This is a genomic window from Tunturiibacter gelidiferens, from assembly GCF_051013345.1.
In the GTDB taxonomy this organism is placed as follows: domain Bacteria; phylum Acidobacteriota; class Terriglobia; order Terriglobales; family Acidobacteriaceae; genus Edaphobacter; species Edaphobacter gelidiferens_A.
The window spans coordinates 3923772-3936369 of the sequence record NZ_CP132939.1 but is presented as its reverse complement, the minus strand read 5'-3'; the positions used below and the strand labels follow the sequence as shown (position 1 = coordinate 3936369).

General features: G+C 54.9%; 13 protein-coding genes and 1 pseudogene. 6 read left to right on the top strand and 8 right to left on the bottom strand.

The window, feature by feature from the left end; translation table 11 throughout:
* Positions 1-10: 10 nt before the first annotated feature.
* The gene (locus tag RBB80_RS19650) at positions 11-1846 is read right to left on the bottom strand and encodes an amidohydrolase (protein ID WP_433964133.1); all 1836 of its coding nucleotides are present in this window, start codon (positions 1844-1846) and stop codon (positions 11-13) included.
* Positions 1847-1908: 62 nt separating this feature from the next.
* Complete coding sequence (locus RBB80_RS19645) at positions 1909-2619, bottom strand: hydrolase (protein ID WP_433964132.1); 711 nt, start codon at positions 2617-2619, stop codon at positions 1909-1911.
* Between the two features lie 204 nt (positions 2620-2823).
* Here RBB80_RS19645 and RBB80_RS19640 point away from each other — a divergent pair, with 204 nt between their 5' ends.
* Together RBB80_RS19640 and RBB80_RS19635 are read left to right on the top strand one after the other, a co-directional pair.
* Positions 2824-3147 (top strand): winged helix-turn-helix transcriptional regulator, encoded by a 324-nt coding sequence (locus tag RBB80_RS19640; protein WP_433964131.1) that lies wholly within the window; start codon positions 2824-2826, stop codon positions 3145-3147.
* 76 nt (positions 3148-3223) lie between these two features.
* Positions 3224-3523 (top strand): hypothetical protein, encoded by a 300-nt coding sequence (locus RBB80_RS19635; RefSeq protein WP_433964130.1) that lies wholly within the window; start codon positions 3224-3226, stop codon positions 3521-3523.
* Positions 3524-4462: 939 nt separating this feature from the next.
* On the opposite strand, the gene RBB80_RS19630 is transcribed toward RBB80_RS19635, so the two are convergent.
* The 3 genes and pseudogenes from RBB80_RS19630 to RBB80_RS19620 form a co-directional block, all read right to left on the bottom strand.
* Positions 4463-4990 carry a hypothetical protein gene (locus tag RBB80_RS19630; protein WP_433964129.1) on the bottom strand — a complete coding sequence of 176 codons (528 nt, stop codon included), beginning with the start codon at positions 4988-4990 and terminating at the stop codon, positions 4463-4465.
* A 60-nt stretch (positions 4991-5050) separates the two neighbouring features.
* Positions 5051-5245 (bottom strand): annotated as a pseudogene (locus RBB80_RS19625) (DUF6600 domain-containing protein); the annotation flags it as partial.
* 145 nt (positions 5246-5390) lie between these two features.
* Positions 5391-6005 carry a FecR domain-containing protein gene (locus RBB80_RS19620; protein WP_433964128.1) on the bottom strand — a complete coding sequence of 205 codons (615 nt, stop codon included), beginning with the start codon at positions 6003-6005 and terminating at the stop codon, positions 5391-5393.
* Between the two features lie 915 nt (positions 6006-6920).
* Here RBB80_RS19620 and RBB80_RS19615 point away from each other — a divergent pair.
* Complete coding sequence (locus RBB80_RS19615; RefSeq protein WP_433964127.1) at positions 6921-7880, top strand: IS5 family transposase; 960 nt, start codon at positions 6921-6923, stop codon at positions 7878-7880.
* A gap of 948 nt (positions 7881-8828) precedes the next feature.
* Positions 8829-9221, top strand: coding sequence for a hypothetical protein (locus RBB80_RS19610; protein WP_433964126.1), 393 nt, complete (start codon positions 8829-8831; stop codon positions 9219-9221).
* 485 nt (positions 9222-9706) lie between these two features.
* Here RBB80_RS19610 and RBB80_RS19605 read toward each other — a convergent pair whose 3' ends face one another.
* The 3 genes from RBB80_RS19605 to RBB80_RS19595 all read right to left on the bottom strand — a co-directional run bounded on the left by RBB80_RS19605 (position 9707) and on the right by RBB80_RS19595 (position 11097).
* Complete coding sequence (locus RBB80_RS19605) at positions 9707-10429, bottom strand: RidA family protein (RefSeq protein ID WP_433964125.1); 723 nt, start codon at positions 10427-10429, stop codon at positions 9707-9709.
* A gap of 160 nt (positions 10430-10589) precedes the next feature.
* The gene (locus tag RBB80_RS19600) at positions 10590-10796 is read right to left on the bottom strand and encodes a hypothetical protein (protein WP_433964124.1); all 207 of its coding nucleotides are present in this window, start codon (positions 10794-10796) and stop codon (positions 10590-10592) included.
* Between the two features lie 43 nt (positions 10797-10839).
* Positions 10840-11097 (bottom strand): carboxypeptidase-like regulatory domain-containing protein, encoded by a 258-nt coding sequence (locus RBB80_RS19595; RefSeq protein WP_433964123.1) that lies wholly within the window; start codon positions 11095-11097, stop codon positions 10840-10842.
* 356 nt (positions 11098-11453) lie between these two features.
* Between RBB80_RS19595 and RBB80_RS19590 the strand changes: the two genes are divergently transcribed.
* Positions 11454-12023, top strand: coding sequence for a DinB family protein (locus RBB80_RS19590; RefSeq protein WP_433964122.1), 570 nt, complete (start codon positions 11454-11456; stop codon positions 12021-12023).
* A gap of 305 nt (positions 12024-12328) precedes the next feature.
* Positions 12329-12571: an Ig-like domain-containing protein gene (locus RBB80_RS19585; protein WP_433969768.1), complete on the top strand. Its 243-nt coding sequence runs from the start codon at positions 12329-12331 to the stop codon at positions 12569-12571.
* Positions 12572-12598 lie beyond the last annotated feature (27 nt).

Below are 12598 nucleotides of genomic sequence, written 5' to 3'. Positions count from 1 at the left end.
CGGTTGTGATTTAGAATGCGAAACAGTCGCAGCCGAGACTCCAAAGCCCGGATTTTCCGAAAACACGGACGTGCCCACTTGGGCCCTCCTCCGCGTGACTCAGCCCCGAGTGCTGGCAAAAGGCGGAATGAGAGGCTCCAGCCAGTGATTTTGAAGCCTTGGCATAGCCGCCATAGTGCGCGACGGGCGACCAGTCAGGACTGACTGGAAGCTCGGGAGGAGCAAGGCTTGCGTGCTCTTCAGTGGCGTACACAACCCTGCCACCGACAATGGTCAGCAGCGATTCGAGATCTTTGATTTCTTCCTCCGGGATCGAAAAATAATCGGCAGAGAGAACGGCCAGATCAGCGAGCTGCCCAGGAGCAAGCGCTCCCTTCTTACCATCTTCTGTTGAAAACCAACTGCTGCCCATCGTGTAGAGCTTGAGTGCTTCCTCCCGATCGAGCCGATTTTCTTCTGGATACAGACCAAGACCGCCTATGGTCTTGCCAGTTATAAGCCAATACAGGGAAAGGTACGGGTTGTAGCTTGAGACACGCGTTGCGTCCGTACCCGCCCCAACTGGAACACCCATCTCGAGCATTCTCCGAATTGGTGGTGTGCGTTTGGCTTGCTGCGCCCCGTATCGCTCGACAAAGTACTCACCTTGGAACGCCATACGGTTCTGCACCGCGATGCCGCCGCCAAGCGCTTTCACACGTTCGATATTGCGATCAGTAATCGTCTCGCAGTGATCGAAGAACCAGTGCAGGCCGTCAAACGGAATCTCTCGATTCACTTCTTCATAAACGTTCAATGCTCGCTCGATCGTCTCGTTGTATGTCGCATGTATGCGAAATGGCCAGCGATTCTCTACGAGATGTTTAATGACTGCTCTCAGCTCGCTTTCCATCACGGGAACCATGTCCGGCCGCGGGACAAGAAAGTCCTCGAAATCTGCGGCGGAAAAAACGAGCATTTCCCCGGCGCCATTGACGCGATAGAAATCATCGCCATCCCCGGGCTTTGTCATTTTGGTCCAGCTCTGGAAGTCGGCCAGTTCCTGTTTCGGTTTCTGCGTGAAGAGGTTGTAAGCAAGCCGGACGGAAAGTTCTCCATTTCGGTGCAGTTCGTTCACAACGCCGTAGTCGTCGGGATAGTTCTGAAAACCGCCGCCCGCATCGATCACACTGGTAATTCCAAAGCGGTTTAGCTCACGGAAAAATAGCCTTGAAGAGTTGAGTTGGTTATCGCGTGATAGCTTCGGACCCTTCGCGAGAGTGGAGTAGAGAATATTTGCATTCGGGTTCGCGATAAGAAGACCTGTGGGGTTCCCGTGACGGTCGCGTTGAACTTCACCGGCCGGAAAGTCCGGGGCATTCTTGTCATAGCCCACAGCACGAAGCGCCGCTCCATTCAACAGCGCTCTGTCGTACAAATGCATCACGAAGACCGGTGTGTCCGGTGCAACTGAGTTGATCTCATCCAGCGTTGGCATGCGGCGTTCAGCGAATTGAAACTCCGTCCACCCGCCGATAACTCGGACCCACTGCGGAGCGGGCGTCCGCTCCGCTTGATCCTTCAGCATGCGCAGAGCATCGGAGAGCGAAGGTACACCATCCCAGCGCAGCTCCATGTTGTAATTGAGGCCGCCGCGGATCGGATGCATGTGGGAATCGTTGAGGCCTGGAATGATGGTTCGGCTCTTTGCATCAATCACTTTGGTCGCAGGGCCACGCAGCCGTAAGATATCTTGCTCGTTGCCCGTGGCGATGATCTTTCCGTCAGTAATCGCGAGAGCTTCAACAAATGAAGGAGTGGAATTCGTCGCGATCTTTGCATTGTGCAGGATAGTGTCCGTTGCCATAAGATTTTCCTCACAGAATTTTGGTGCCAGAGGGCAAGAAGACTTTTGCCCTCTGCACGCTCCTACTTGTGCGCGCCAGCGGGCGCCGCGGGAATTACGTATTCAGGGAATTTCGTGGCGGGAGCGCCGTGCACCATCGTGTATGCGTACTCAACGCCTATCCCATAAGCTCCGTAATGGTTCTTCACAATGTCCATCACGGCATCGTAAGTATCCCTGTTAGCCCAGTCCCGCTGCCACTCCAGCATGGTTGAGAGTGACGTCACGGGCTTCGCTCCCGCCTGGATTACACGCTTCATAGCATTGTCATGAGCGAGTTGACTCACGTCGCCGCAGCAATCCTCCAGCACGTAGACCTCGTAGCCGTCGTGGATCGCTTGTATCGTGGGAAGCGCCACGCAAGTCTCCGTCCACAGCCCGGCAAGCACGATCTTCTTGCGTCCTGTCTTTTCAATGGCGGCTACGAAGTTCTTGTCGTCCCAGGAGTTCATAAATGAACGCTCGATAGGCTCCTGGTCGGGAAAGACGGCTCGAATCTGCGGCCACAAGTTGCCACTGAAGGACTTTGTTTCAACTGTCGACAGTACGACTGGAACATCAAACACTCTGGCGGCCTTCGAAAGCGCCACAGTGTTGTTGATGATTCCCTGACGATCGAAATTGCTTGTTCCAAATAGCATTTGGCCCTGATGGTCGATCAGCGCCACGACGCAATTGTCAGGAGTCAAGAGTCCCTTTTCACTCAGTTTTGGACGACCGTTGTTCTGAACCATGACTTTTCTCTCCTCTTAGAGGTAAATGGATTATGTAAGACGTCTCCGCCTTCAACACATCCGAAAGGTGGTTACGCCGCAGCTAAACGTGTTGTTGTGTTGAAGAAATTTCGCTTTCTTCGATATAAGATCGAAATCACTTTGTACTTTGTACTACGAAGGGGATACCAGGAACCAAATGGATACCTGGTCACCAAAACTGAAATGAGCGCTAAACAAATTGTCAGCAAGTGTCCGATCGAGGAACTGCTCGTCCTGATTGGCGGCCGCTGGAAACCGGTCATTCTCTGGTGGCTTATGGGCAGCGAAAAGCCGTTCCGGTTCACAATCCTCCGGCAAAGCATGCCTCGAATCTCGCAGAAGGTATTGACGCAGCAGTTGCGAGAACTTGAGCGGGACGGACTTGTCAAAAGAGAGATGTTCTCCGAAATGCCTGTACGCGTCGAATACTCGCTGACCGCGTTCGGACGAAAGCTCCTGCCTGTTCTGCAGGAGCTCGATTCCTGGGCTCGGAAGCATCTGCTTTAGACAAGAATGAAGGCAAGCAGATTGCCCAGGGGAGGCCATTGCCTCGGAAAATCTAACCCCATGAGCGTTGGTATGCATGCAGACTCCTGCACAAGGGGGTAGTTTACCGCTTTACGGTCGCACCGGGCAAGTGGGCGTTCCATACAGCTCCAGCTTGGTCGCCTCGGGAGGAGTTCCACCTTACACTTACGGGGGCACTCCGGTGGAGTGCCTGGCGTTTTCTCTGAACACCGCAACAGGAGTCGTTACTGGAACGCCAACCCAGGATGGAAAATTCGACTGGGACTTTACAGTGACCGACTCCGTGGGCGACACGACCAACCCGGAAGCGGGTGTATGGTTACCGTCACGTCGCCGCTGCCGACTGCTTGTGTAATTCCGCCAGCGGAACCGCGATATCCGGAAGCCAGTTTCGTGGAACGGCTTTATTGCGCCGGACGGCAGCGTGGTTTGGATTAATGCGCACCTCGACGCGAAGAACGGGTGCCCCGCTGAACCCGGCTGTTGAGGAAGATCTGATTCAGGTCCACGCGGTGGCGGAGGATCTAACTTCACACAGGTTCCTGGAGCGGCACTGGGCAGGGAACCTGTCTTCAGTAACCGCGAACCGGGAAAGCCGGCATTGACACCTGGAGCGCTTTCGACCCTATCGGACGCGCTCCATTCTTTTGTTACAGCTTGGAAAGTGATATTTGGTCTGGGTTGATCCGTCGGGAGCGGTGGTGCAGTGGCTCATCACAACTCTTCTTCTAGTCCCGCTTCATAGTGGTGAGTGACCTTAGCTCCGCCAGTTCCGAAATTGGCGGAAAACGGGGTTACTGAGATGGGTACGCGCGTATCTCATCATGGCCAGGAGACACCCTTCCACACTACAGGCCGGATACAATGACGCAGACTTCTTCATCCACCAACTTTTCCCTTGAAGTCAGACGGCGGACCATACATTTGAGCAACTGAATCAAATTTGCCGAAACCTGTTTTTCAAAGAGTCTACCCCGGAATGCTATCCCATCCTCTTCTGTCCCAAACTGCTGGCGGGGGCCAGATATTGGAGCAATGGTCGACGCTGCCGCCAGCCCCATGGAAGAGGATGAGGGCAGCGGTCCCGGGACGGGTAGGCATACGAGGAGGGTTTCAGTCGCTTGTGAGCCTCAAGACTGAAGGGATCCATCAGTTCTTACAGCGAAGGACCGGATTTCCTCAGTCGCCGTTCTTCTGAACACCGGGCCGTGTAAAAGGCCAATCTCTCGAAGGATATACGCAAGCACAAATCCATCAGCTCCACAGGTGTAATATCGCTATTCTTCTCAGCACTTTACTTTGGGTTCGAGCCGGCATGGCTGCCGCCACCGCTCGAACCTCCCGATGCTGAAGCGGCTCCGCTGTGCGAATGCGCCCCTTCCTGCGACGAAGACCCTGTGTAAGGCCCCGATCGCGACGCGGAAGAGAAAGACGAACTGCCGCTCAGGACAGGCGATCCGGCCTTCAGAGTTACCGGCCCAACGTTCGCACCATGGGCGGACGCGCCCGGCGATAGAGAAGGCGAAGAAGCATACACTGGCATGCTTGCGGATCCATGCTGATCCACATGATTCGAAATCTTGTTCAGGTTCCCAAGCGATCCCCTCGGAACCCCCAACCCTGCTGAGTTCTTTTGAAACACAAAGTTTCCTGGCTTGTCTTCTTTGGAAAAAACTATCGGCTTGTCACCGGCGAGCACCAGCGAAGATGGAGCTGCGCCGTCTCCAGGCTTCTGCGGAGGAGCAGGCCGCAGCGGCGAGCGCCCAGGATTTTGAGCGAGTGTACCAGCCGTCTGCCCACTAGTGACCACTATGTTGTTCAACCCGTTCCAAACGCCGCCCGGCTGCCAGCCCCAACCGTACCCCGGGTAGAAGGACCACGTGCCCGAATGATATGGCAACCATCCCCATGGATAGGGCGAGACCCAGGAGTAACCCGCCCCAGGATATAGCGCCCACACCCCGTTTTGATAGGGATTCCAGCCTGCGCTAACAAGATAAGGCTGCCAGAAACTACCATACCCCCGCCGTTGATAAAGCTCCCATAGTAGTTGAGGTCGCTCAGACCATAAGAGGATCCTGAACCGGCGAATGTATTGGCTCGCGAATATCGCGAGTGGTAGTCGTTCGACTCCTTATCCCAAGCGTCATAGAGATCTTGATCGATCTTCTTCGCGACAGTGACCTGATCGGCGCTTAGCGTCAGCGATTGTTTTTTGGTGATCAAAGTTGTCTCTGAACCGCGCTCCACCTCGACGCTCCCATTGAAGACGGACAATACCGTTTTCTCCCCTCGACAGTCATCCGCAGATGTGTCGCCGGCGCAACCGTCATCTTCATGTCGCAAGCCCAGAGCAGAAACTCATTGCCCTTGGTACTTTCGAGATTCACATAGACTGTCCCCCTTGCCACGTTAACCTTTGAGGCTTTCGCTCCAGAACTGCGCAGCGCCAGCAGCGGGAACTCGACCAGCGAATTTGGGGTTACGTGCAAAGTGCTGTTGTCTTCGAACTCCACCTCCGCGTAACCCTCGCCCGTCCGCAGTTTCTCGCCTTCGACAATAGGCATATTTGGCATCGTCGCCTCAAAGCCATTGCCCGTCTTGCGATCCAGTTGCAGCGTGCCTTTCACATCGCTCAGTCGGACGATCCTCACATGCGAATCACCAGGAAGCGCCCCGTTGCTGTCCCCCACTATTTTCGCCCCCGGCACGGAACTCGAAACTGCAGTTTCACTAGCCTGTGTCCCAACCACTCCACTTTGCGCTCCTGCCGCAACGCAGACTGCCATTGAAGAGCCCATTGCGAGGAGTAACCGGCATCCGGATCGGATCTTCATAAACCGCCTCCAAACCCACACCATTTGCAACACCAGATGCCCGAAAGTATACGTCCGCAGGGCCACAATAGCTTCATCATTCTTCAAAGGAACCTGCACTTTTCAATGCGGGAGCACATGTCGAATCCCGCATGAACTAGCACAGCAAAATCCAACAATGGAGGAAAGGGGGAACCCCTAGAATGAGCAAAAGATCATAATTGAGTTGCATCGATTGAGATCATACGTCCCCCCAATGGAGTTTTGAGCAATCTCTACCAAACCGGACACCGGACTTGCCGAGAGGCTGACTTTGCCGGAGCTTCGTTCAAGTCGCCATTAGCCTAGCTTCCGCCTCGTAGAGCATTGGTGTAGCTTGACAGCTGAAGCTTTGACGTCGCTGGGAGAAAAAGTAGTGTTTGGCGCCGAACCACAGGTTACATGGACACTAGGAGAGAAGAAGGAGTTCGAGGAGCATGCATCTGCTCGGTTGCGAGCCTACATCTCGTCAGCCCTAGAGCAGCGGCGGCCCTCTGGATCAACATCTTGATCATCATTCCGTTCCTTGCTGGTCATCGGCTTCACAATCACTGGAACTTCGCCCGATATCTACTCTTCACAGCGATGGCTCTTTTCCTTTGGTTCGTACTCAAAGCTGGCTCGGTGTGGGCTTCTTGGCAGAGTTCTCGTGAGACAAGACGGGAGTTCGAGGATTCGGACAAAAGTGCTCGGAAGCGTTGACTAGGGAAGGTCACTGCCTCAGGTGAAGTGCCCTGGAAACGGGGTTTCCGGAAACTACAGGTACAGTCCACTCTGTTGCTCATCAATTGCCTCCAAATCGCCTTGTCACTCGTCAAGGCATGGCCTAGGGAGAGTCTGCACAAGTTCTGCATCGCTTGCCTGATTGATTAATCTGATAGCTGCGAGGAGATTGCGATGAAGCAGCAGAGTCTGTCGAGTCAGGGTGTGTTTGAGAAGTACGGGCGGAAGAGTCGGCGGGAGTTGTTTCTGGACGAGATGGAGCAGGTGGTTCCATGGTCTGCGCTGGAAGCCCTGGTACGACCGCACTATGCGAAGGCGGGCAAGGGACGGCAGCCGGTAGGGTTGGCGATCATGCTGCGGACTTACTTTGTGCAGCAGTGGTTCAATCTGTCGGACCCTGGGGTGGAAGAGGCGTTGTACGAGTCTGCGGCGCTGCGGCGGTTCGTTGGCGTGGACCTTGGGATTGCGCCTGCGCCGGATGAGACGACCATCCTGCGGTTCCGTCATCTGCTGGAGAGGCACGAGCTGGGCGGGTTGATGCTGGATGCGGTGAACGTGCATCTGGATGCCAGGGGCATCCGGATCGCGACGGGCACGATTGTCGATGCGACCATCCTGCATGCGCCTTCGTCGACCCAGAACGCGAGTGGCGAGCGCGACCCGGCGATGCACCAGACCAGGAAGGGCAACCAGTGGTACTTCGGCCTGAAGGCGCATATCGGCGTGGACGCGAGGGAGGGCATCGTCCACTCTGTGGCGACGAGCGCAGCCAGCGTGGCGGACTGCCACATGTTACCGGAACTGCTGCACGGCCAAGAGCGTAAGGTGTGGGGCGACGGCGGCTATCAGGGCCAGACCGACGCCATCCAAGAGGCCGCTCCGAAGGCACAGGACATGACCTGCAAGCGGACGAAGTTCAAAAACTATGTCGACGAGTTACAGAAAAAGAAGAACCGGAGTAAGTCGAGGGTGCGGGCCAAGGTAGAACATCCGTTCCGGATCCTGAAGCGCATCTTCGGCTTCGACAAAGTGAGATACAGAGGCATCGCGAAGAACCATCACCGCCTGTGCGCGAACTTCGCGCTGGTGAACCTGTACCTGCACCGCAAACGTCTGGCAGTCCTTGGGCAGTAGTGCGCCTGGAAGCCCCGGAAAACGGGCGGATGCGCGTTCCAATTAGCCCTCCAACAGCATCAAACCAACCAAAACCCGCGCATCTTCCATGCCCACTCCCTGACCCCAGAAAGTCAGACGCCTACGCAGAGGTTCCCTAGGTTAGATCCATGACGCCACAAGCCGATCCGTTCGTTCGTCGCGTCAATTGGCCGCGTGTCATAGGGGCAGGCCTGGCGGCAGGCCTCTTCATCAACATCTTTGTGTATGTCGTCACCGTGTGCTGTTGAATGACGCCTGGATGGCGGCATTTGGCGCATTGGGAAAAGTTCACACGGGCTGGAGAGCGTTCATCCCTGCGAATTTCTTCCTGGACTCCTGATGGTATGGTTTTTCGCGCGACTCCGATTGCGTTACGACGAAGTACCAAGGTGCGCCTTGAAGTCGGGGTCAGCAATGTGGGCAGTCTTCTGGTTCATTCCTATGATGTCGATTATCCCAATGAATCTTTTCCCAACAGGTAGCTGGTCTTTGTCATCGCCTTAGGCTTTGTTGAGGTGAATCTGGCAGCGTCGCTTGGCTCGTGGCTTTACGATAAAGCGTAAGCTAGGTTGCCTCGCGAACTCAGCGGTCTGCATTCGTTTGATCGGGCAGGAGCGAAAGTTTTCTGCAACTCGCACGATCCTCGGAAATCCCATGAACCCCTCAACCCGCCTCGATGAGTGACTCGTCCATCGAACGGAATGCCCTACGTAGCGCATTTGCCTCATCACACGGAGCTATACCTGGTTATGCCAGCGCGGCAATGGGATGAATGACGGGCGGCTACAGAGATCTCGCGCAATGAGAACTTTTCGTTCAGCGGAAGAACGACAAGAGGAGGACACACAATATGGGTAATCCAGGAATGCTTGGAAGACGTACATATTGAAGGCGGCTGCAGCCTTCGGCGGACTATAAACATTGGCTGTGATCGCACCCGCTGTTTCAGAAGCAGTTCAAGAGAGTGAGATTCGGGCTGTCGCATCGCCGGATCTAAGACTTGAGGATATTCCAGCCGGTCCAAATACCAAGCTCACGATCGAGCGCCTCGGGCAGATCGCCCTTTTTGGCATCAATCTTCCTTGCATCCAGAACCGCATCGACCCTGAGACTTTTGAAAAACTGGCCGAAGGATATTACAAATATGACCACGATCCCCCCGCTGCGTGGCGCGATTCTATTTGGCCACGTGAGAACTTTTCAAGAGGGATCGACGTTGAAGGATTTAAGCCGCTCGCAGGGACGGGCAAGCCGTGGATCGCGAGGACTGGGACTATTGACCCTCTTGCAAAGCGTGGTCCACACTCACCAAGCCTCTGATCGTCGTTACGCACGGCGATACGGAATATGGCCCATGAGCTTTTTCTCTTTGCAGATATTCGGATTGCTTCAGCCGACACTCGCTTCGTTTTACGATGAGAATACACGTGGACGCCTTCCCGGAGGAGGGTAGGCTGGGGAATGCCATGCGCTACATCCTGACCGGAGATCATTGGAGCGCCGAAGAAGCATACCGTATCGGAGAAGTGCAGAGGGCAGGTCCGAATGCAACGGAAGCGCTCGAGGCTGACATTCGAATCGCGAACAATATTGCCGATGCGGGCCGCTTGGCATCAAGACCTCGTTGGCGTCTGCTCACCTGGCGATTGATCAGACTGAGGAAGAGGTTTTGTCAAAACTCGATGCGCACCTTTTCCCACACGCAGGACTTTCTAGAAGGCCGGAAGGCCCGAAAGCCGGTCTACCAGGGAAAATGAGGACGAACTTAAAAACATGCGACCGCTCGGTCTCATACGCTTCCAGTCCTATGGCTGATCAATCGCTTGGCAAAACTGCATATCTTCCATGGGGACTTCGATTATCACTTTATTCGAATATCGATGGTTATCATTTACTTCTTTTTCGGGTATCAGGTCCTGATCCCAGTTGTTGACTTCGAATGTCAGCTCGAGCGTGACCGGCAGGCCCAGAGGCAAACTTATTACTCCTATGACGGACCGCACGGAAATCTTGTTCTCTCCAAACACATCTCGAAGAAGCGCCGATGCTGCATCCGCGACGATGGGCTGGTTAACATCAGTGTGTGCGGATGCAGCCAGGTAGACTCTTACGACAATGCCCAGCGTCACGCGATCCAGAGATCCCAGATGCTCTTTCGCAGCGGATAGAGCATTCAGGGTCGCGGTTCGCAGAGCATCACGGCCAGCATCTGCATCGAGCTCCTTGCCCAGGCGCCCGACGTATGGAGGCTTGCCATCCTTGATCGGCAGCATTCCACTAAAAAAGCAGGCTGCCTGACTGGACCGCCTCGACGTATGCACCAAGCGGGTGGGGAACACTAGGAGCGCAATCCCAAGTTGCTGCAGGCGACGCTCCGCGCTGTCCGGCTGCGGATCTGCCCCTCGGATACTGAGTTCGTGTGCAAGGGCAATACGTGTATTGTGCATTCTTGTGTTGAGGCCGTTGCCGGCACTTCGGACGTCTTTCGAGGCGAACTCGATACGTCCCTGCGATCGCACCATCTTCATCGTCAATCCCTAGACTGGCGCTCGCTAGCGCGCTCTGTGCAGCCGGGGGCACCGAGATTTCCTTAGCTCCCTCTGCCGTTGCCTCCACCAAGAAGTGTCGCGTGAATTGGGCGCGATCGCGGTCTATGTACAAAGTGTTTCCCACCCAAGCGATCGCGAATCATAGGCGACATCTTTGGGACAGGTGTCTCTGTAGCAGCAAAGAGCTTTTTGTCTGCAGGTTATAAAGCCAGACCTGCTCAGGATCGCCGGTGGCAATGCCGTTGGTCACAATCGCAAGGGTTCCATCCGCAGAAAAGCGGCCATAGTGCGCGCCGAGATCGACAAGGTTTTGCGGATAGGTAGTGGCTATTGCCTCATTTGACATCTCCCCAACAGGCGGCGACGTGCGCAGGCCGAAAGCGATCTCATCAGAGAAAGGCTGTGATCGTGTATCCGCCCGGCTCCAAACGGGCAAAGGCGTCACGGCCGTCTTGCGAGGTGAGCTCGTGTTGATCATTTAGATTGCCTTGGGCCGAACCTATCGTGACAATGACCCATGGAAGAGGCTGGCCATCTGGACTGTAGACGTGGCCACCGATCCTTGCATCTCCGGTGTCGCTCTGCCCCGCGGCGATAAAAACGGCAGAGACCAAACGGAGCACAAACAGAGTTTTTATCGTCATCATAGTGCGACCCCTCAGCACAATAAAGCTGATCTGCGAATTCACTCGATCTACCGTTTTGTTCACTGTAGGGCCTGCCTCAATCCTTCTCCCGGATGACGGGCAACACGGAACTTACCAGACAAATCCGCTGCCGCCGAATGGCAAGGAAGCGCGTCGCTTGGACCGTGAAGTCCCGCAGAAATATTAGATAGGCGTGATTCTGTCTTTCCACGATTGCGATTAGGCACCTTTGGAGGGGCCAGCAATCGTAAAGCCTCCGGCTCTGCCGGAGGATACTTACTTTGTAAATTTCGAAGCCGCACTTTTCCGATACTTCACTCGTTCGAGATGTGGCATGATTTCACCGGAGGTGTCTTGTGAACAAAAAGCTTTGTTTCTTGTTTACTGTAGTGACGGCTGTTCCCGTTGCTCTACTCGGACAGGAGAAATCGCAAGCTCCGGCCGCTCCACCAGTGAATCCGATTACCGCAAGCGAAAAAGGTCTCTATTCGTTTGTGAGCAACGCGGTAATCGGTGCGGCTCAGAAAATGCCGGAAGAAAATTACTCCTTTAAACCAACACCGGACGTGCGCAATTTTGGCCAACTGGTTGGTCATGTGGCCGACGCTTCTTACATGTTCTGCTCGCAAGCCTTAGGTAAACCGAACCCCATGAAGGACATCGAAAAAACGAAGACATCAAAGGCCGATCTCGTGGCAGCAGTAAAGGACGCGGTTGCGTACTGCAACAAGGCGTTTGACAGCATGACCGATGTCAAGGGCAGCCAGATGGTGAAACTGTTCAACTTAGACATAGCGAAGCTCACTTTGTTCTCGCTAAATACGGCGCACACGGATGAGCACTATGGGAACATGGTGACCTATTTGCGGCTCAAAGGAATTGTGCCGCCGACCAGCGAAAATCCGCCCGCACAAAGGCCAAAGTAGATATTCACCATCGCCTCTGCGCCTATTAGCTCTCGATTGGAGTAGGAACATAGGCTGGCCAGATGCTGCTGGCGACGTAGGGGACATAGAGTGCTCTACTGAGGGGCTCGGTAAGAGCAGTGCCATAGTGTAGTGCGAGAGCGGGAGCGGGAGCCGAAGTGTTGCGCCGCCCGCGTATGGACTAGGCGGAACGGCTCACCATCCCTGTCCTTGAATTTTGAGAATTCGACTGGTGACCTGACCGCCGCGATTCGTGAATGTGAATCGGTGAAGCTCGTTTTCCACTGTTGTCAGCCATTCTGCGGGTGCGACTATATGTGTTTCAAGTGAACGAAAAGGCAACTTTTCGGACATCCATGATAATCGCGGCCGGCCAAGTCAGTTTGGTCGATACTGCCGCCAGTTCTACGCCAGTTGCATCTGCACCTCTGTCCAATAACGTTGCTACGATCAGCGTATCAACGCTCTCGGCCGGGACTCACAATCTTGTGGTGACCTTTGGCGGAGACAGCCAGAATGCGGCAGTCACAAGTACCCCTTTGCGCTAACTGTCACTCCATTACCGGTCACGGCAA

What these genes read in the sequence shown, in the direction of transcription:
- RBB80_RS19615 (WP_433964127.1), top strand. Translation starts at nt 6,921, where the DNA reads ATGAAGCAGCAGAGTCTGTCGAGTCAGGGTGTGTTTGAGAAGTACGGG.
- RBB80_RS19620 (WP_433964128.1), bottom strand. Translation starts at nt 6,005, where the DNA reads ATGAAGATCCGATCCGGATGCCGGTTACTCCTCGCAATGGGCTCTTCA.
- RBB80_RS19600 (WP_433964124.1), bottom strand. Translation starts at nt 10,796, where the DNA reads ATGTCAAATGAGGCAATAGCCACTACCTATCCGCAAAACCTTGTCGAT.
- RBB80_RS19605 (WP_433964125.1), bottom strand. Translation starts at nt 10,429, where the DNA reads ATGAAGATGGTGCGATCGCAGGGACGTATCGAGTTCGCCTCGAAAGAC.
- RBB80_RS19645 (WP_433964132.1), bottom strand. Translation starts at nt 2,619, where the DNA reads ATGGTTCAGAACAACGGTCGTCCAAAACTGAGTGAAAAGGGACTCTTG.
- RBB80_RS19650 (WP_433964133.1), bottom strand. Translation starts at nt 1,846, where the DNA reads ATGGCAACGGACACTATCCTGCACAATGCAAAGATCGCGACGAATTCC.
- RBB80_RS19635 (WP_433964130.1), top strand. Translation starts at nt 3,224, where the DNA reads ATGCAGACTCCTGCACAAGGGGGTAGTTTACCGCTTTACGGTCGCACC.
- RBB80_RS19640 (WP_433964131.1), top strand. Translation starts at nt 2,824, where the DNA reads ATGAGCGCTAAACAAATTGTCAGCAAGTGTCCGATCGAGGAACTGCTC.
- RBB80_RS19595 (WP_433964123.1), bottom strand. Translation starts at nt 11,097, where the DNA reads ATGATGACGATAAAAACTCTGTTTGTGCTCCGTTTGGTCTCTGCCGTT.